Origin of the sequence: Enterococcus sp. PF1-24 (assembly GCF_029893325.1) — a bacterium.
In the GTDB taxonomy this organism is placed as follows: Bacteria; Bacillota; Bacilli; order Lactobacillales; family Enterococcaceae; genus HY326.
On sequence record NZ_JARXWL010000003.1, the window covers coordinates 129776 to 149117 of the forward strand.

14 protein-coding genes are annotated in these 19342 nt (G+C 36.1%); 8 read left to right on the top strand and 6 right to left on the bottom strand.

Annotated features, from left to right (window positions below; all coding sequences use genetic code 11):
- Nucleotides 1–75 precede the first annotated feature (75 nt).
- Genes M2139_RS02440 through M2139_RS02450 form a run of 3 tightly spaced genes read left to right on the top strand, consistent with a single transcriptional unit; the run spans nucleotide 76 to nucleotide 4891 of the window.
- The gene (locus M2139_RS02440; RefSeq protein WP_280737202.1) at nucleotides 76–1251 is read left to right on the top strand and encodes a DNA repair exonuclease; all 1176 of its coding nucleotides are present in this window, start codon (nucleotides 76–78) and stop codon (nucleotides 1249–1251) included.
- 27 nt (nucleotides 1252–1278) lie between these two features.
- Entirely contained in the window at nucleotides 1279–3903 is a 2625-nt protein-coding gene (locus tag M2139_RS02445) for an AAA family ATPase (protein WP_280737203.1), read from the top strand.
- Nucleotides 3904–3931: 28 nt separating this feature from the next.
- The gene (locus tag M2139_RS02450; RefSeq protein ID WP_280737204.1) at nucleotides 3932–4891 is read left to right on the top strand and encodes an HD domain-containing protein; all 960 of its coding nucleotides are present in this window, start codon (nucleotides 3932–3934) and stop codon (nucleotides 4889–4891) included.
- Between the two features lie 111 nt (nucleotides 4892–5002).
- Here the strand turns inward: M2139_RS02450 and M2139_RS02455 are convergent, their stop codons facing one another.
- The 4 genes from M2139_RS02455 to M2139_RS02470 form a co-directional block, all read right to left on the bottom strand.
- Complete coding sequence (locus M2139_RS02455; protein WP_280737206.1) at nucleotides 5003–6736, bottom strand: hypothetical protein; 1734 nt, start codon at nucleotides 6734–6736, stop codon at nucleotides 5003–5005.
- 252 nt (nucleotides 6737–6988) lie between these two features.
- Complete coding sequence (locus tag M2139_RS02460; protein ID WP_280737207.1) at nucleotides 6989–8020, bottom strand: peptidyl-prolyl cis-trans isomerase; 1032 nt, start codon at nucleotides 8018–8020, stop codon at nucleotides 6989–6991.
- Nucleotides 8021–8243: 223 nt separating this feature from the next.
- Nucleotides 8244–9062, bottom strand: a complete 819-nt coding sequence (locus tag M2139_RS02465) for an alpha/beta hydrolase (RefSeq protein WP_280737208.1) — start codon at nucleotides 9060–9062, stop codon at nucleotides 8244–8246.
- A gap of 28 nt (nucleotides 9063–9090) precedes the next feature.
- Nucleotides 9091–10668: a PucR family transcriptional regulator gene (locus M2139_RS02470; RefSeq protein ID WP_280737210.1), complete on the bottom strand. Its 1578-nt coding sequence runs from the start codon at nucleotides 10666–10668 to the stop codon at nucleotides 9091–9093.
- Nucleotides 10669–10832: 164 nt separating this feature from the next.
- On the opposite strand from M2139_RS02470, the gene fdrA reads away from it, so the two are divergent.
- From fdrA to M2139_RS02495, 5 genes are all read left to right on the top strand, one after another.
- Nucleotides 10833–13841, top strand: coding sequence for a DUF1116 domain-containing protein (fdrA, locus tag M2139_RS02475; RefSeq protein WP_280737211.1), 3009 nt, complete (start codon nucleotides 10833–10835; stop codon nucleotides 13839–13841).
- On the top strand, nucleotides 13834–14679 hold the full coding sequence (locus M2139_RS02480) for a DUF2877 domain-containing protein (RefSeq protein ID WP_280737212.1): 846 nt from the start codon (nucleotides 13834–13836) through the stop codon (nucleotides 14677–14679). Before fdrA ends, M2139_RS02480 begins: the two co-directional genes overlap by 8 nt.
- A 15-nt stretch (nucleotides 14680–14694) precedes the next feature.
- Nucleotides 14695–15951, top strand: coding sequence for an MFS transporter (locus M2139_RS02485; protein ID WP_280737213.1), 1257 nt, complete (start codon nucleotides 14695–14697; stop codon nucleotides 15949–15951).
- 24 nt (nucleotides 15952–15975) lie between these two features.
- Nucleotides 15976–16911: a carbamate kinase gene (gene arcC, locus M2139_RS02490; RefSeq protein WP_280737214.1), complete on the top strand. Its 936-nt coding sequence runs from the start codon at nucleotides 15976–15978 to the stop codon at nucleotides 16909–16911.
- A gap of 121 nt (nucleotides 16912–17032) precedes the next feature.
- On the top strand, nucleotides 17033–18247 hold the full coding sequence (locus tag M2139_RS02495; RefSeq protein WP_280737215.1) for a dicarboxylate/amino acid:cation symporter: 1215 nt from the start codon (nucleotides 17033–17035) through the stop codon (nucleotides 18245–18247).
- A gap of 45 nt (nucleotides 18248–18292) precedes the next feature.
- Here M2139_RS02495 and M2139_RS02500 read toward each other — a convergent pair whose 3' ends face one another.
- Entirely contained in the window at nucleotides 18293–18763 is a 471-nt protein-coding gene (locus M2139_RS02500) for a GNAT family N-acetyltransferase (protein ID WP_280737216.1), read from the bottom strand.
- A gap of 138 nt (nucleotides 18764–18901) precedes the next feature.
- Nucleotides 18902–19342 (bottom strand): transposase (locus tag M2139_RS02505; RefSeq protein WP_280739526.1); only part of this gene is annotated, 441 nt, incomplete at its 5' end.

The window sequence follows — 19342 nt, forward strand, 5'->3', positions numbered from 1 at the left end:
AAAGCGTATATAAAGATAGAGCTATCATTTATTTAATAAGTGATTACCGATAAATCAACGAGGAGGAGATTTGCTTTGCGTTTATTGCATGTTGCAGATTTACATTTAGACCGAAACTTTGAGGGGATTTCTGAGTTTCCAGCGGTGATTCAAGCAGAAATCACAACGGCTAACCAAGCGGTTTATGAAAATATTATCACGACAGCGATTGCTGAAAAAGTTGATGTGGTGATTTTTGCTGGCGATAATTTTCATCAACCACAAATTTCCTTGAAAATGCAACGGCTATTTGTTGAGGGACTAGAAAAGTTAGTTGCTCACGAAATCGTGCCAGTCGTGGTTTTTGGAAATCATGATTATTTTGAAGTCGGGAAATTCTGGTTTAATTTTCCTGAAAAAGCACTTGTTTTTACGGAAGAAACAGTTAAAAGTGCGACGGTTACCTTAGCTAATGGCGAAACCGTTTGTTTTAGTGGTTTTAGTTATTGTAAGCCTAAAATTACCGAGCGAAAAGCCTTAGAATTTCCGCTCCGGCAAAATACAACTTATCATATTGGGATTTACCATGGAGAAGTGGGAATTAATCACTTTGCGCCTTTCCAAGTGGCAGAATTGCAAGAAAAAGCTTATGATTATTGGGCTTTAGGTCATATTCATAAAGGTGATGCGCTTTATGAACGAGCTTATTACAGTGGCACGCCGCAAGGGCATAATCGTAAAGAAACCGCTGGAACGGGCGTTTTGTTAGTGGAACTAGCTGGCGGTGCAATAGATGTTCAACATTTGGAAGTAGCCACGGTGGTTTGGCAGCAACAAGTGATTTCTTTAGAGAAATGTCAACGAGTTCAAGAAGTGGTTGATTTCTTAGTTCAAAAAATTCAAGTCAATGACGAATCGCTACGGTTATTAGAGTTAAAATTAACGGATATTGCTCATTTAGGTGCAGATTTCCTTATGAAATTGCAAAATCAAGAGTTGTTAATGTTAGTCCAAGCGCAATTGTTGCAAGAGAGTAATCAGCGGGTCTTTCTTTATCGCTTAGTTTTAGCAGAAGAAAGTTTGCAGACTAGCAAGCTTTTAATTCCCCAAGAGCTTTTGGAACAAGGAATTGGCAATTATCGCAATCAACAAATTTTCCAAGAAGTGATGCAAGACTTGTTGATTCAACCAGTCTTTACGCAATTATTTATGCAAAAAGAGTTTCAAGAGCAAGTACTAGCGGCGACAAAAGAGCGTCTTAGCCAGCTATAAATAAAACGAAGAAAGGTGGACAGCCTTATGAAATTGCTTAAAGCAGAGATTATCGGCTTTGGTAAATGGCAAAATAAAGAACTTAATTTTGAAGCCGGTAATCAGTTGATTTTTGGTTTGAATGAAGAAGGTAAATCGACTATCTACCATTTTATTAGGGCGATGCTCTTTGGCTTTCCGACTAAAAATAAACGCCGCAATGATTATGCCCCGCAAGATGGCGCGGCTTATGGTGGGCGTTTGTGGATTAACCACCCTGTTTATGGAGAGCTAATGATTGAGCGCTTGAAAAATAAAAATCAAGGGAAAGCGCAAGTTTTCACGCAAGAAAGTGTTTTAGATGAAGCTTTCTTGAAAGAATGCTTAGAGCCTTTAACAGAAGAGATTTTCAGCAATGTTTTTAGTTTAAATCAAGAGCAGCTAACTAATCTCCAACAGTTGGAAGAAGAAACCCTGCATGAAGTTTTAATTTCGCTAGGGGCCTCTGGCAGTGGGGAAGTTTATCAGTTGCGGCAACAGTTTATGGCAGAAAGTCAACAAATTTATAAACGCCGTGGCCAGAAGCAACCTTTAAATCAAGAATTAAAAGAATGGCAAGCTTTAGAATCCAAGATTCTGGAAAAACAACAGCAAGAGCAATTATTTGGTGAATTAAGCCAACAGCAAAAGTCTTTACAAACTGAAATGCGCCAGCTGAAAGAAAAAATTACTTTGGCTGAGCAGCAATTAAATCAATTGCAGCAACAACAATTACATTGGCCTAAATATGAAGAGTGGCAAGGTTTAAGTCAACAAAGTGAATCGAAATTTAGCGAAGCTGATTTAATTGAATTAGCTGATTTATATCAAAATTATCAACAAGCGATGGCCAAGGTTGATGAATTAATGCAACGGCGGGAAGCCTTAAAGCAAATTCCTAACGGGATGCAATCTTTCCATTTTTATTTAGAGCATGAAGAAAAAATCAAAGCCCTCTTAAAAGAAGAAGGGGAAATCATCAGTTTAGAAAAACGACTACAACAATTAACTGAACAGTTGCAAGCTTTACAAAAACCGGTGGAAATTGCTAGCAAATGGGGCTGGCAAGAAGAGCGAGCGCCTAAACAGCCAACGCCTGAATGGCAAGCCAGCGTTTTAGAACAATATCAACAACTGCAAGCAGAACAGCAACAATTAAGTGCACAAGTAGCTGTGATGTCAGACCCTAATTCCCGTTCCAAAAATCATTTTCTCCAACAATCCGCTACTGGCTTTTGGCAACGGCCGAATACTTGGGTTTTAGTTGTCGGAGTGCTGTGTTTTTTAGCTGGGTTTTTCTTAGATAGCAGTTTACGAATTGCGGCTTTTGGAATTGGCGGTAGTGCCTTATTAGTTGGCGTTTGCTGGCTGGCCTTTTCACAAGGGCGAGAATCTAATAATCCTGCTGAAGTTGCGACTGCCTTACAAAATGATTTAGCTAAAAAAGATGCGGAATTGGCGGCTTATGAAGAACAAGCGCTACAGCAATTGCAAGCAGCCAACTTAGGTCCTCATGTGAATTTAGCCAATTTAACAACGGCTTTACCAGATTTAGAGATTTATTTATTTTACTTACAACAGCAACAAGCTTTGCTGAAAGAACAGACAGAATTAACGAGTCAATTGGCGGATTTTCAACAGCGCTTGGACTTTTTAACACCGTGGTTACCGATTCGCAATGTGGCAACTAAAGAGCAATTTCCGTTAATCCGTGAGTTTATTGACATGATGTCTAAAATGCCTGAAGAAGCACCGGCGCAGAAAATGTTGCAACTGCAAAAAGAGTGGCAAGAACAAAAAAATCGCGAAGCGCAACTTTTAGCCGAATTAGAGCCAGTCATGAGTAAATATCAAATTGCTTATCCTTCTGAATTAGCGATTATAATTGAAGATGAAAAGATGAAACAACGAATGAAGCAGCGCAAAGATGATTTAAGCTTGCTAATTCATGAAATTTACCCGCAAGAAGAACAAATAACGAAAGAGTTACTTGATACGAAAATGCAAACAGCTTTAACCGAAAAGGTTCAACTGGAAAGTCAATATGAAGCTTATTTGCAAGAAGAAAAAGAAATTCATGTTCAGTTAACATTGATGCAGGAAGATGGAACTCTAGATGAGCTGTATCGACAACGAACAGCCCAAAAAGCTGAAATCGAAGCTTTAGCTTTAGCGTGGGGGAGTAGTCGCTTAGCTGATAATGTGTTAAAAGATGTTTCCACCGAGTTATCTTATCAACAATTGCCGCAGTTGTTGGAGCAAGCTAGTCGCTATTTAGCGTTGTTAACGAATCAACAATATCAAAAAATTCGTTTTGAAGATAATATTTTAACGGTCGCCAATGAAACTGCCAGCTTTTCTTTATATGATTTATCAACGGGCACTAAAGACCAAGTGGTGATGACGATTCGTTTGGCTTTCTTAGCCTTAGAGGCGCAAAGGGAGTTGGCACCAGTGATGATTGACGATAGTTGGTTGCATTATGATTTTAAACGGAAACAGCAGCTGGCAGAAGTTTTAGCAGAATTTGGTAAAAGTCATCAAATCATCTGTTTTTCATCTGATCGGGAAATGCTACATTATTATCAAGAACTACAACAACCCATTTGCTTGCTTTCGGAAACGACTTTTTAGTGAGTAAACTAAGAGATGGAGGAAATTCATGAAGAAAATAGCTGAACTAAAATTAGATGAACAATTTGAAAATTTCGTGCTAATTAAAAACGCCGATGTTCGCATTGCTAAAAATCAAAAAAAATTCATTGCTTTTACTTTTCAAGATGCGTCAGGTACCGTTGACGGGAAGTTTTGGGGAGCTACTGAAGAACAAATTCAGCAATTTGTGGCAGGCAAGGTCGTTCATTTAACGGGGAAAAGAGAAGTTTATCAGGGTAATCCCCAAGTGAAAATTTTACAATTGCGTTTAACCAAGGTGGGAGAGCCAGCGAATCCTGATGAGTATATGGAGAAAGCGCCGATTACGAAAGAAGCTATGCAGGAAGAATTTAATCAAACCTTATTTGAAATTACCAATGCGCGTTGGAACCGAATTGTACGCTATTTAGTTAATAAATATCAGAAAGAATTCTTTGATTTCCCAGCAGCGAAACGCAATCATCACGCTTATGCTGGCGGTTTAGCTTTTCACACTTTATCCATGTTACGAATGGCCAAAGCCATCACGAAAGAATATCCACAATTAAATGCGCCGTTGTTGTATGCCGGTGTGATTTTACACGATTTAGGGAAAATTTTTGAATTATCAGGTCCGGTGGGGACGGAGTATACGGTAGCCGGGAATTTAATCGGTCATTTGGTTTTAGTGGATGAAGAAATCATTAAAGCTTGTGGGGAATTAAAAATTGATGATCAAGCAGAAGATGTTTTGCTTTTACGGCATATGGTTTTAGCCCATCATGGTTTGTTAGAATATGGCTCACCGATTCGTCCGCGAATTATGGAAGCCGAAGTATTACATCAGATTGATAATTTAGATGCTTCGATTCAAATGATGACTTCAGCGGTTGAACAAACAGAAGCAGGTCAGTATACTGAGCGAATTTTCGGTTTAGATAATCGCAGTTTCTACGTGCCAAAAGCGAAAGAAAAAGAAGAAAAATAGCACTGTTTACTTAAATGAAGATATTTTAAAAGAGCTAGACCATTTTCATGGTCTAGCTCTTTTTTCTTAGGAAATAAATCTAAATGTTAAAACTTAAACTCGATGTTCAAATTACTCTCTGATGTTTTCCAAATCCCAAGTGTAAACCTCATCTGGATAAGAATCAGCGATATTTTGTGCGTTGATTGCATTACCAATCGCTACAGAAGAAGCGATTAGGCCAACAGCTCCGCCGCCGCCTAAAATAGCGATTCGACGAATTTCATCCATCACAGTTGCGCTTAAGTTAAAGCCTGCATGAGCAGTCATTACTACACCGTCAATTGCTAATGGAATGAATGAAAGTAACCATGGAATCCATGAAATCGGAATACCGATAACAGAAGCAAATAGGGCAGCACCTAAACCATGTAAAGCAAAGGCAGCTAAACCTAGAATCCATTCTACACCAACGAAACCAACTTCAGCTAAAGCTTGAACGCCAGCACTTCCAGCGCCAACAACATTGTTAGTAACGATAGCAGGTGTTGGATTACCAACCGCATTAATGATTGCTTGATCAACTGCAACATCAGCAACAGCTTCATCAGTAAGAGAACCTGTTTCATCAGCATTAGCTTGTTCGTTAACAGCGTTAGCAGCTAAACCAGCAGTAATTTCATTACTTGCCCAAGTACCTGCATGAACAACAGCTGTACGACGAAGTGTACTGAAGATGTATTGCGCTACATGCCAAATTGAACTTGCAATAATTAAGAAGCCATCAATAATTAAAGTGATTAGACCAACGAATGGAATTGCACTTAAGAATCCAAGGACAATCATAATTACAAAAAGAATTGCATTAGATGGTAAGAAAATTGCGCCTTCAATGATATCGAATAATAAATTGAAAGCATCAGCGACTGCTAAACCAGTATTACCAGCTGCAGAAACGGCTGCATCTTCCCAAGCTTCTTGAGCTGCTTGATGCGCTGCTGCGCCTTCAGCATCTTGAAGTTTGAATTTACCAGCACTAGCATTACGAATCGTCCAAAGTTTTCCTTGGTCGTCAGTAACATCAGCAGAAGCAAATTTAGGAATGTTAACAACTTTTTCATCTAACACTAAAACAGCGTTGTTTGAAGAACGATCAAATAAAACAGTTGCATTTCCTTGTTTTTTCACGTTGATATCAGCAGATTTTTCTTCATATTTTTGAAGAATTGGATTGCCTTGGGCAAGTGCAAATGAATAATCAATTGCATTGCTTCCTAAATCAACAATTTGAATTGTTTTTAAAGAAATTTCATCTGTAGCAGGGTCTTCAGGTAAAATTTCTTCAGAAGTAGTTTCAACATCAGTTGAAACAGGCATAATACCACTGATTTCAGGTGCTTCTTCTAATTCTGGAGTTTCTTGGCGATCATTTTTGATAGTATGAGTTGTGCCATCAACTGCAGTAAGTTCAACAGACTCTCCTGCAGGAACAGCTAAAACTTCATCATCTAAAATAATAACTGCATCAAATGTTGTAGAATCAAATAAAATTGTTAGATTCCCTTGTTCTTCAACTTCGATTTCTTCAGAATTAGCTTCATATTTTGTTAAGATTGGATTTTTATTTTCCAATGCTTCAGAATAACTAATTGCATCTTCCCCTAAGTCAACAATAGTTAACCCCCCAAGATTGCTTTCTACAGAAGTGGTTTCAACAGTAACCTCCTCTTCTGTAGGTTTTTCTTGTATTTGTTGGACTTGTTCTATTTGCTGTTGCTGTACCTCTGTGGCATAAGCTGTACTAGTTGGTCCAACAATAGAAGCCCCTAATAAACTAAGACAAGAAAAATAAATCAACTTTTTCATAACAAAACTCCTTTCTATAATATATTCTGAATTTTTTAAATTCTATCATAGTATAAGCGAAATATAGCGTTGTTAGTTCTCTTTTTTTGAATAAAAAAAAGCTGTTTTTGATAAAAACTAGCGTTATTATTAGGATTTTTGCTATGTAAATAGAAAAATGATTATAAACGCTCTTTTTTAGATTTGTTTAACTATTTTAGTTACAAAAAAACAAGCTTTAGGTAATTACCTAAAGCTTGTTGAGAAAATCTATTATTTAGATTCTTCAGTAGAACTTGCTGTTGAAGATTCTTCTGTTTTTGAAGAGTCAGCTGTAGCAGAATCAGCAGTTGAAGATGTTGTTGTGTCTTCCATGATACCAGCTAATAATGTACTGAAATCTTCGTCTTTGATTTTAACGTTTGCTTCTGTTAGGACGTCTTTAAAAATTGCTATAACAGTTGCAGAATCATTCATTTTAGTAGTTTTAAGAGAATCGGTGATTTCTTTTTTGTATTTATCTAAATCGCCATCTTTTTTCTCTGTTTTATTAACCAGTTTAACTACATAGTATTTATAAGTTACGTTACCAGTGTATTGATATAGACTTTGGTCTGCATAAGTAATAACTTCTGAAAGACCGTCTTTTTTCAAGTCGAAAGCCGCTGTTTGTACTTCAGTTGGAATATCAGTCGTTGTTGAAAGTGAATCAAATTTATAAGTTTGTGATTTTTCTTCGCCTTCTTTAACTGATGTAATTGAAATTTCATTGGCTAAATCAGAAAAATCAGCACCTTCTTTAAGTTTAGTTAAAGCATTAGTTGCTTCTTCTTCAGTCGCTGTTTGAATCATTTGGATTTCAACTTCTGGATGGAAAGCTTCCCAAGCCGTATCTAGTTCTTCATCAGTAATTTCCATTCTAGATTTTAAGCCTGCTTGAATAGTCAAGTTATCTTTTATTGTTTGTCTAAAAGTCTCTTTGTCTGATCCTTGTTCTTTTAGAAAAGTAGAAAATTCTTCTTCAGAATAACCATAAGATTCAGCTTGTTCTTTATACATTTTGTCAATTTCTTCGTCGGTAACTTTGGCGTTAGAATCTTTACTAAATGCTTCAGTGAGAACTAAATTTTGTAGAACATTTTTATTGGTTTGCTCTTTTTTGATGGCATTGTAATATTCTTCGACAGTAATAGAACCGCCTTTCATCGTAACGATGTCAGTATCCATGCTAGCGCCACTAGAACAAGCTGATAAAGCAACTAAGCTTAATGCTGCTAGGGAAACTAATAATGTTTTTTTCTTCATGTGCTGCACTCCTAAATTAAATGTATTTTATTGATGGGTTTAAATTTCATCACAATGTCTACTATACCATATTTAAAAAAAGAAAAGAAAGATTTGTTTGAAAATTTAATGAAATAACTGTGAAGATGTCCCTAGTTAGGAAGCTTTTAACTGATAACTAATGAAACAAGCTTGCTTAGTATAGGTTGTGAGTCAGAAGCTGTTGTGTTAGTCGGAAGAAATTTTAAAATTCTTTTAGCCAAACTTTAAGTTTATTTAAAATTTGCAAAACTTGGGGATCGTTTTGTATGTTTAAAAAGTCGTGTTCTAAATTATAAACAGGGAAAAAAGTTGCATGAGTGTTTAAACGCTTCAAACTTTTGCTATAACGAAAGGGAACTTCGCTGTCACTAGCGCTTGCGCTATTAAAACTTCGTGGCAGCTGTTGAATTTCAGCTTCTGTTAAACCAAAAAAAGCTTTATTTTCAGGTGTAACTTGATAATATTCTGGTAAAAGGTTATGAGTAACGGCATATTGATAAAGTAAAGAACGCTGTAAAGTCGGATCATCAAAAATAGGTACAGATAATTCAAAAAGTGAAGGGTGGACATTATCAAGTTGCAATTTTTGTTGTAAACTTTTTTGAAAAATAAATTCTAAGTCAGTATAGCCATAAAAATTGATGAGCCCAATTAATTGCGGATACGGTTGTTTTTGAAGCTGTTTAGCTAATTGAAAAGCTAAGTAACTTCCCGCAGAACGACCTGCCAAAATGACTGGCTCTTTTGGGAAATGAGTAGTCATTAGTTCAGAAAAATTTGCCTGTACAGATTTTAAAATTTCCACTAGTGAAGTATTAGGGGCTAACAAATAGTCAACGCTAATCACGGTATATCCGCTCTCTAAAAAGATATTTAATAAAGTAGCAGGTAAGTCGTTGCGGGTACCATAAATTAAACCACCACCATGAAAATAAAGAATATTTTTCTGGAATTTTACAGTTTGTGGGACTGTATGGACAGTATATTGTAAACCTGAACTTAAGCTGTGTATGTCTTTCATTTTAAAGCTTCCTTCCATAAAAAATACACTATTCCTTTTGCTTGCGCTCCCATTCTAATAAGTAAATGCCAATTTGATAATTCAACATTAGCAAAGGTTTCTCTAAATCATTGTTGAAGCGTTGATTGATTTTATTAATCCGATAGCGAACGGTCTTAGCATGAAGAAATAGTTCTTCTGCAGTTTTTTGGTAATTTTTATCATTTCTTAAAAAGCTAGCTAACGTAGCAAATAAAGTAGGCTCGTTTTCATAAAGCTGTATCAAAACTGGAGGAATTAGTTCTTTAATCGCTGTCAATTGATTATTACGAATAAAATGACGGAAAATTCCCAATTCTTCAATAGATAAACACTTGTTGACGAAAAAGGTTTGATTAAACTTCATAGCATCTAAACATTCTGTTAAGATTTCATGAATCTGATTTTTTTCTTTTAGTTGGCTAATTGTGATATTCCAAGTTAACTCTGGAAATTCTGTGAAAAAATCTTTAAATAATTGTTGCACTTTTAAAGGTGTAATTTTTGTTGCTTCGTCTGCTAAATTATATAAAGCAATTAAGTGCCCAGGATTATCATGGTAAATCATATGAGGAGCCAAAAATTTTAATTTTTGCAGGATATCTTTGCGTTTTTCTAAAACTAAAGAATCTTTAAAGGAAATAGCTACTCCTTGGTAATATTCATGAAAATCCATTTCCATTTCGGATAATAAGCTACTTTTTTCTTCTAGCGTAATATTTGAACCTGTTAATAAAGCATTACTCAAATTATTTAAACGATTATAACGATCTTTTTTTAGCAAGTACTCCATTTGAAGTTTTTCGTTAATAATATCAATCAAATTTTCAATAATCATTAAATCAATATCATCAAAAACCCGACCATTTTCATACACTAACAAAGTAACTTCGTTAAAATATGGGTGTTGAAAAGTAGTTTTTAAAGCCTTAATTTCTGCGGCTTGCTGGGAAAAAAGAGTTAACAATTCATACTGATTTTTTGTAAATTCTTTATTTTTCAAAGGAAGCGCATCTAATACAACCCATTTTTCTTTTTGAATAGGTAATTGAACATGAATTTTTTTATCAGGAATTGATAATTGACACTCACGCTTAATTAACTCCTGAAAAGTCTCCATTATTCGGTCAAAAGAAGGCAAATTCTTTTCGATTTTTGTGAAAGATTGCCTGACTTCATAATAGGTTTTTAAAACGTGAGACTGATAATTTAAAATAGGTCGGTAAATGGCTAAAACAATTGTTTCGTAAGAAATATCTTTTTCAATTTTTATTAAAGGGATCTTGAAAGCTTTACATAAAGAAATTAGTTCGTCAGGAATGATTTTGATTAAACGATCCATTTTAACAATTAAAGCACTAGAACCAATATTTGCCATTTTCTGTAAGAAATCTTTTAAATCTTGGTCGTTTAAATCGGATAAGGCATAGTAAGAAGTTAAAATCACTTGATTTTTACGTCCCCATTTTTCAATATCAGTGGCTTCTAAAACCATAACCGAATCTACTTCATTTTTCATACCTATATTATCTGTTAAAACTTTGCAAGTCGCGAAAATTTCTAATTGTATCATATCATGGATTAACATTATCTTTTTCTCCTTTTTGGATAAAAAAAAGCTTCGTTTTTAGAATTTTAGTCAATGAAAGCGAAAACAACAAAAGCTATAATGCAATTGTAAGAAAAAAACAGCTGGCTGTAAATACTAATACTCCAGAAATTCATAAGGGTAGAAAAATAAGGAGGTTCTTTATGTTAAAAACTGTAATATTAAAAAATAATTATCAAGACTCAATTAACTTGATGCTGTTAACAAATGATATTAACGCAATTGACGGCATTCAGATGAGTCAAATCATGATGGGAACAGATGCCAATAAAGATATCTTAGCAAATACTAATTTGTTAACTACTGAGGCACAAGCGGCTTCTCCTAATGATTTAATGATCGTGGTAGATAGTGAAGTAGCGGATATTATGGAGGTCGTTTTACCAACAGTTGATCAATTTTTAAGTGATTTATCCACTAAAAATACTGGGGTGAAAGAAAGTGTTGCGCAATCTTGGGAGGAAGCCTTGGAGCATTTGCCTGATGCAAATGTTGCTTTATTTTCAATTCCTGGTGAATATGGTGCTGATGAAATGGAGAAGGCTCTTGAAAAAGGTCTGCATGTTTTCTCTTTTACTGATAATGTTGCGTTAGCAGATGAAGTTCGTTTGAAAAAGTTAGCTCATGAAAAAGGTTTGTTAATGATGGGACCAGACTGTGGAACCGGCATCATTTCAAGTATTCCGATTGCTTTCACGAATGTGGTTGCACCGGGGAATATCGGAATTGTCGGAGCTTCAGGAACGGGGATTCAAGAAGTAACCACGATTATTGATCGCTTAGGCGGTGGTGTAATTCATGCAATTGGTACAGGCGGTCGGGATTTAAATGCAGCGGTAGATGCAACCACGGTTAAAGATGCGATTGTTGCCTTAGAAAACCATGAACCAACCGATGTGATTTGTGTCATCTCTAAACCACCTGCAAAAGAAGTTCGCGATGAAGTGGTGCAATTACTACAAAGTATCTCTAAACCAGTAGTAGCTATCTTCTTAGGTGAAAATCCAGAAGCTCATGCAGGGAAAGTTTATCTTGCGCATACTTTAGAGGAAACGGCAAAAATTGCGGTTGATTTAGCCAGTGAAGTTGCTGTTAAAAATAATTATTTTGAAAAAGTTGTTGTGCCAGATATTGAAATTTTACAGGAAGATAAAGTTGTCAAAGGTTTATATTCTGGAGGCACTTTAGCTGCTGAAGCTGGCATGATGATTTCTGAAGCCTTAGGGCTATCAGGTTTAATTAAGCAATCAGGTTATATTCTTAAATCTAATGGTTATGATGTAATTGATTTAGGTGATGATATTTATACTCAAGGAAAACCACATCCAATGATTGATCCTGGTGTGCGGATTAAAATGATTCAAGAATATGCCGAAGATGAAAGCACGGGCGTTATCTTATTAGATGTCGTTTTAGGTTATGGTGCTCATGAAGATATGGCTAGTGCACTAATTCCAGCCATCGAAACTGCTAAAAAGACGGCGAAAATTGCTGGTCGACCTTTGTATTTTGTAGCAACGGTTGTTGGAACTGATAAAGACCCTCAAGGTTATGACGAAACAGTTGCGAAGTTGCAAGCTGCTGGCGTAATGGTGGCACCAAGTAATGCTCAAGCCGTTCAGTTAGCGTTAGCTTTAAAAGGTATTACAATTACTGAAAAAGATAAAGCAGTGATTCCATACGCTGGCGAGAAAGTTGCAATCCCAGCAGTTAGCGATAAAGTAATGGAGCTTTTAAATAGCAAGCCACGCATTATTAATGTCGGTTTGCAAAGTTTTAATGAATCCATTCAAAAATATGGTGGTGCTTCAGAACAATTTAATTGGCGCCCAAGAGCCAATGGCAATAAAAAAATGATTAAAATTTTAAATGCTTTAGATAAACATGCTGCTGAAATTGAAAAAGATAATGAAGTAGTCGTGGATAAAATCCGCAAAGCTCAACCTTTCTTAATTGATGTCGTTGCTGCTAAATCAGTGATTCCAGAATTAAATGAAACCCAAAAAACTTTATTACATGCAGGGCCGCCACTGTCTTTCTCTGAAATGACAGGTCCTATGAAAGGCTCTTGTATCGGTGCCGCCTTATTTGAAGGTTGGGCAGCTGATGAACAAGCGGCTTTAGCAATGTTGGAAGCTGGCGAAGTGCGCTTTATTCCTTGCCATCATGTACAGGCAGTTGGACCGATGGGCGGCATCACTTCTGGCAATATGCCGGTAGTAGTTGTTGAAAATCGATTAGATGGCAAGCGTGCTTATTGCACAATGAATGAAGGCATTGGCAAAGTTTTACGGTTTGGTGCTTACTCTGAAGAAGTGGTAACCCGGTTGCAATGGATGCGGGATGTTTTAGGCCCAACGATTAGTCAAGCATTACAACTTTCTGAAGAAGGCGTGAACTTAAATGTTTTAATCGCGCGCTCCATTACGATGGGAGATGAGTTCCATCAAAGAAATATCGCTGCTTCATTAAATTTCTTAAAAGAAATTTCACCGCTAATTATTAAATTAGCAATTAGCGAAGAACAAAAATATGAAGTGATTAAATTCTTAGCTGATACAGATCAATTTTTCTTGAATATTATGATGGCGACTGGGAAAGCGATTGTTGATTCAGCTCGCGAAGGCACAAAAGGGACTATCGTAACTACGATGACCCGTAATGGTGTGAATTTTGGTGTGCGGATTGCGGAAACCGGCGATCAGTGGTATACCGCACCAGTAAATACGCCAAAAGGTCTATATTTCACCGGTTTTACGGAAGAAGATGGCAACCCAGATATTGGTGATAGCGCAATTACTGAAACCGTTGGGGTTGGTGCGATGGCAATGGTAGCAGCGCCTGGGGTCACTCGTTTTGTAGGCGCAGGTGGTTTCCAAGATGCGTTAGATATTTCAAATGAAATGGCAACGATTTGTATGACCCATAATCCAACTTATACGATTCCGACTTGGGATTTTCAAGGAGCTTGTTTAGGAATTGATATTCGTAAAGTCGTTGAAACTGGCATTACACCGATTATTAATACCGGAATCGCTCATAAAGAAGCAGGAGTTGGGCAAGTGGGTGCGGGAACTGTTAGAGCACCTCTTGGTTGCTTTGAAAAAGCTTTAGAAGCTTATGCTGAGAAACTAGGGATTAAAGTTGAATGATGAAGTGTTGATTAGCGCAAGCTTAATTCCTTTGCAACAATTTGGAAAGACTGGACATATTCATAGTGTGTTCAGTCATTCCTTCAATATAAAAATCGGTCAGCAATTACTGCATATTTCTAGTTACCAAAACTATTTATCTAATTTTGGTATTTATTTACCTAGGATAGTAGTGGAAAATTTGTTAACAAAAATTGAAATAGGCAATTTTGTAAAAATAAAAAATGACCAGTTAATTATTTATACGCTTGCAGAAACGCTGAAGATTTCATTGATTGAGGGGCAAGCCTATTCTTTAAAGCTACCACACCTTGAAATATCTTATGAAAAACTGCAGCAAGTACTAACAGCATTAGCAAGTTTTGATTTGCCAACAAAAATTGGTTTAAACATCCCAACGGAAATAGTTGAAAAGTTGGTTTCACCACAACTTTTGGCGGAAACCGAAATAGCATCTGTGGTGGATTACTTATTTGGTAGAGGGCAAGGATTAACTCCTAGTGGCGATGATATATTGGTAGCCTACTTAGCAACTTTAAAAGTTTTGCAATTAACAAGAGGACAACAACTAAGTATTTATTTACAAAACAGAACTAATTTGCAGACAACTGACATCAGTCAAGCCTATCTGTTAGGTGTTTTGCAAGAAGAAGTTTCCCTACCTGTTTTAAAATTTTTCAAAAGTATTCAACAAGAAAAAACGATTACAGAAATTATTCAGGCTTTTAAAAGGATCTTAGCAATTGGTCATACCTCTGGGAAAGATTTAGCTTACGGGAGTTATTTAGCTTTACAATATGCTCAAAATATCAGAAATTTGAAAACTAATAAAAAATAGAAATGAGGAAATAAGATGAAAGACGCTGAAAATAAAGGTGCCGTTCGTGTCAGTAACAATTATTGGATGAAAGTTGTTGCGCTATTCTTTTGCGGTTGGATTTTAATGTATGCGACTCGTACAATTTTTAACCCAATTATGGGAGTTGTGGGAGAAACATTTGGTTTAACTAATACGCAATTAGGTTTAGCTAATAGTATATTCTTCTTAACTTATGCAATTGCCCAAATTCCTTTTGGCATGGTAGGCGATAAGTTAGGTCGAAAATTAGTAATCGCGGTAGGCTTTGTAGTGATGGCGGTGATGACTTACTTTAGTGGTTTAGCTACGACTTTTGTAATGTTCTTAGTGATTCGTGCGTTAGCGGGAATCGGTCAAGGGGCTTATTATGGCCCTCAATATGCGCTATCCACAGAAGCGATTCCCAAAGAAAAATTGACCTTAGGAACAGCAATTATTAATAGTGGGATGGCATTTGGTACTTCTGGTGGTTATTTATTATCAAGTAAATTAGTGTTGGATAATGGCGAACATTGGAGCAAACCTTTCTTTATTATGGCTATTCCGACTTTGATTGTTGGTATTTTATTCTATGTTTTATTAAAAGAACGAGTGATTCGTCCTGGCGATGAAAATAAAGTAGCAACTACAGAGAAAGTAGTGCAACCAAAAGAAAAAGTTTCTTTAAAATCAATTATTAAAAATAAAAATTTAGTAGCAGCCTTTATTCTATGTTTTACAAGTATTTATGCCAATTTCGTGATTATTACTTGGTTGCCTTCATTCTTAATTAATGAACGTGGCTTTGCGGGCACTAGTGTTGGTTTTATTTCTTCATTAGTTCCATGGGCTTCAATTCCTGGCGCTTTAATCTTTGCCAGAATTGCTGATAAGTTTGGTAGCACTAAAAAATTGGTTTATGTTTTAGTACCGTTAGCTATTTTATCAGTCTTTTCAATTGCTTTTGTAACTAATCGGACATTGCTAATTGCTGTATTAATTTTATATGGATTAACTGGTAAGTTAGCTTTAGATCCAATTATAGTTGCTTATGTAACGAAAAATGCGCCAGCTGGTTCATTATCTACCACATTGAGTGCTTATAATTTTGTGGGGATGTCAGGATCGATTTTAGCTCCTTATGTGACAGGCTTTTTAGCAGATTCATTAGGTTCTATGAAAGTCGGCTTCTATCTTGCTTGCATTTTATTAACTTTAGGATTACTTGCTTTTGCTGTCTTGGCAAGCGATTCAAAAAAAGAAGCAGTTTAATTAAAATCAGAAGGAGTAAACAAGATGGGATTGAATGTAATTGCATTAGGTGGGAATGCTATTTTAGAAAATATTCCCACTGATGACGCACAAAAAGCTGTCGTACAAAAAGCAGCGGTTGATATAGTTAAATTTATTAAAAGTGGTGAAAAAGTAGTCATCTGTCATGGGAATGGGCCACAAGTGGGTAATTTATTAATTCAGCAAAAAGCAGCGGAATCAGAAAAAACGCCCATGATGAAATTAGATACCGGGGTGGCTATGACCGAAGGTAGCATTGGTTATTGGATTCAACAAGCGATTCAAAATGAGTTGAAAAAACAAGGGGTTAACCAAGAGGCAGTTTCTGTAGTTACGCAAGTAGAAGTGGACCCTGCTGACGTTTCTTTCCAAGAGCCAAGTAAGCCAATCGGGCCTTTTTATTCAAGAGATGAAGCTGAAATGGAAATGCAAAAAGAAGGTAGTATTTTTAAAGAAGATGCAGGTCGAGGCTATCGTAAAGTAGTGGCTTCCCCACAACCAAAACGAATTGTTGAAAAAGCAGCAATTAAAGCTTTGGTTGCGGCAGATATGATTCCGATTTGCGCTGGTGGTGGTGGCGTTCCTGTTATAATGAAAGAAACTGGTGAATTTCAAGGAGTAGAGGCGGTTATTGACAAGGACTTTTCAGCTAATGTTTTAGCGAAAAATATTCAGGCGGATCGTTTGATTATTTTAACGGGAGTCGATAATATTTATATTAATTTCAATCAACCAAATCAACAAGCTTTAGAGATTATAACAATAGCAGATGCTGAAAAATATATTGCTGAAAATCAATTTGCAAAAGGCAGTATGTTACCAAAAATTGAAGCTGCTATTGATTTTGTAAAAGGGCAAGTCAATCGGGAAACAATCATTACATCAATTGAAAATCTGTTTAAAATTAGTGATGGCGCAGGAACACGAATTGTTCAATAAAAAATCGATTCATCCTCTCTACTTTTTAGAAAAATCAATAAAATAAGCAGCTTGTAATAATAACAGCTGATTGAGGGGAAATGGTTGATAATCTTAAATTGTAGAGTAGGAGGAGCTTCTAGTGAAAAAAATCTCTTTGACAAAACAGATTATCTTGGCAGTAGCTTTGGGGATTGTGCTAGGAATTATTTTTCCTAGCTTCTCTCAGAAGTTGGAAGTTGTAGGAACTATTTTTTTACGATTAATGCAAATGGCGATTCCATTATTAGTTATGGGGCAAATTATTCAAGCTGTTGGTGGGATTCGTTTAAAGGAACTAACTAATTTAGGTGGTCGTACGATTTTAGTTTTTGGTACGTCTTCAATTTTAGCAGCAGCTTGGGGAATTTTATTTGCGAAGCTATTTCAACCAGGGAACGGTGTGGCTAGCGGAGAGATTGCTGGTAATGCAGTGAGTGCACAAACGATTTCGATTCATGAAACGCTTGTAGGCTTTTTCCCTAATAATATTTTTGCAGCTTTGTCAGAAGGTTCTATTGTACAAATTATTATCTTTTCAATCTTTTTCGGCTTGGCTTTAAGTAAATATCAAGAGAGTCATCCTGAATCTTTATTTAGTAAGTTTTTAGATGAATTTAATGAGCTAGTGCTAAATGTAATTCGTTTTGTCATGGTTTTTGCACCAATCGGAATTGCGGCATTAATCAGTTCAACGATTAGTACATTAGGCTTAAGCATTGTTTTGCCATTATTGAAATATTTGTTAGTTTATGCTGTGGCAACCTTTAGTTTTATTGCTTTATGGGCGCTAGTGATTAGTATTTATTGTCGGGTGAGTCTGCTACAATTAATTCGTAATACTAGAGAAATGTCAATTATGGCTTTAGCGACCACTTCTTCAGCAGTAACTTTACCAACAGCTTTAGCGGAAAGCCGTAATAAAATTGGCTTAAGTGAGCGAGTAGCGAATTTAGTTTTAACTTTGGGGATGTCGTTAAATAGCAATGGTTCAGCGATGCACATGGCGATTACTGTTGTGACGATTGCCCAGCTATATCAAATTGAATTTTCTATCGAAAATTGTTTGTATTTATCAGTTTTAGCAACTTTTGTGTCTTTGGCTAATGCGGTGGTGCCGGGAGCTGGTTTGGTTTCGTTGGCGATTATTGTGCCACAAATGGGTTTGCCAGTAGAAAGTATTGCTGTTTTTGCAGGAGTAGAATGGTTCGTGGGCATGTTGCGTACTATTTTAAATGTAAATTCAGATGTTTTTTCAGCGATTATTGTTGGTAAATCAGTTAATGAGTTGGATTATCAAATATTTAATAAAAAGTAAAATAAGAAGCTAGCGAAACTAGTCAGGGACTAAGTGGCTAGCTTCTTATTTGTCGAGTTTTTTAACCATACCTACAGTTTCAATCTTGAAGCCTATTTTTTCATATAATTTAAGTGCTTTAACATTATCGTTAAAGGCCATCAAGGTTAATTGGTGATAATTTTTATTTTTGGCCACTTCTTCAGCAGCAGCTAAAAGTTTTGTCGCAATGCCTTGCTCTGTGAAATCTTCAGCGATAGCTAAGCGGTCAATGTGGCCGATTTTAGTCAAAGTTAGCCAGTCAGTTTTTTCATCTATTTGAATAAAGCCAATCACTTTATTCGCATTTCTGGCAACTAAAATCGTGGTAGTTGCTGGTAAGTTCTCTAAATCACTAAGCATTAAATTGCGTTGTGTATTTTTGAAGGTTTGAACTGTTGTTTTTTCAGGACAAAAAGTGCTATCAGCTAGTCTACCAGCAAGCTGAATAATGCTTGCTTGATCAGATTCAGCTTGATAAGGGCCGATTGTAATCACGATTTTAGCTCCTAACTATTTAATAATAGGGGCTGTGACATAAGTAAATTATGTTCGTAGTTTCAAAAAAAAGAAATTCTATGAAAACCATTATGGTTTTGTGGGATTTCTGTTTTTTTAGGTATGATTTAATTATTATTATCTTACTTTTGATAGTTTCATCATATTTATTGCGGTAATTAAAATGCCAGATTGCTTTCTGACTTTATCTATCCCTCTAACTGTATAACGTGTGAAACCTAAACAAGCCTTCATAAATCCGAAGACTGTTTCTACATCTATTTTTCTCCGTGCATAAATTTTACTGGTCTCCCGTGCTGAAAGCATCTCTGCTTGTTTGGCTTTATGATATTCCCATGCTGGATTGACACTGATTTTTCTTAGGTACCCCTTTGGGGTCAATGCTTCAGGTATCACTTTTTGATTTTCATCAAGTTTTTCGGCATGATATTCTTTTAAAACTCTGACAAATCCTTCTTTATCAGTTTTCTCACGATACGCATGGAAATTAAAGCGAACGCCTCTAGGATCGATATAGTAATCTTCTTCATAATAATTCCAATTTATCACTTTTCGCTC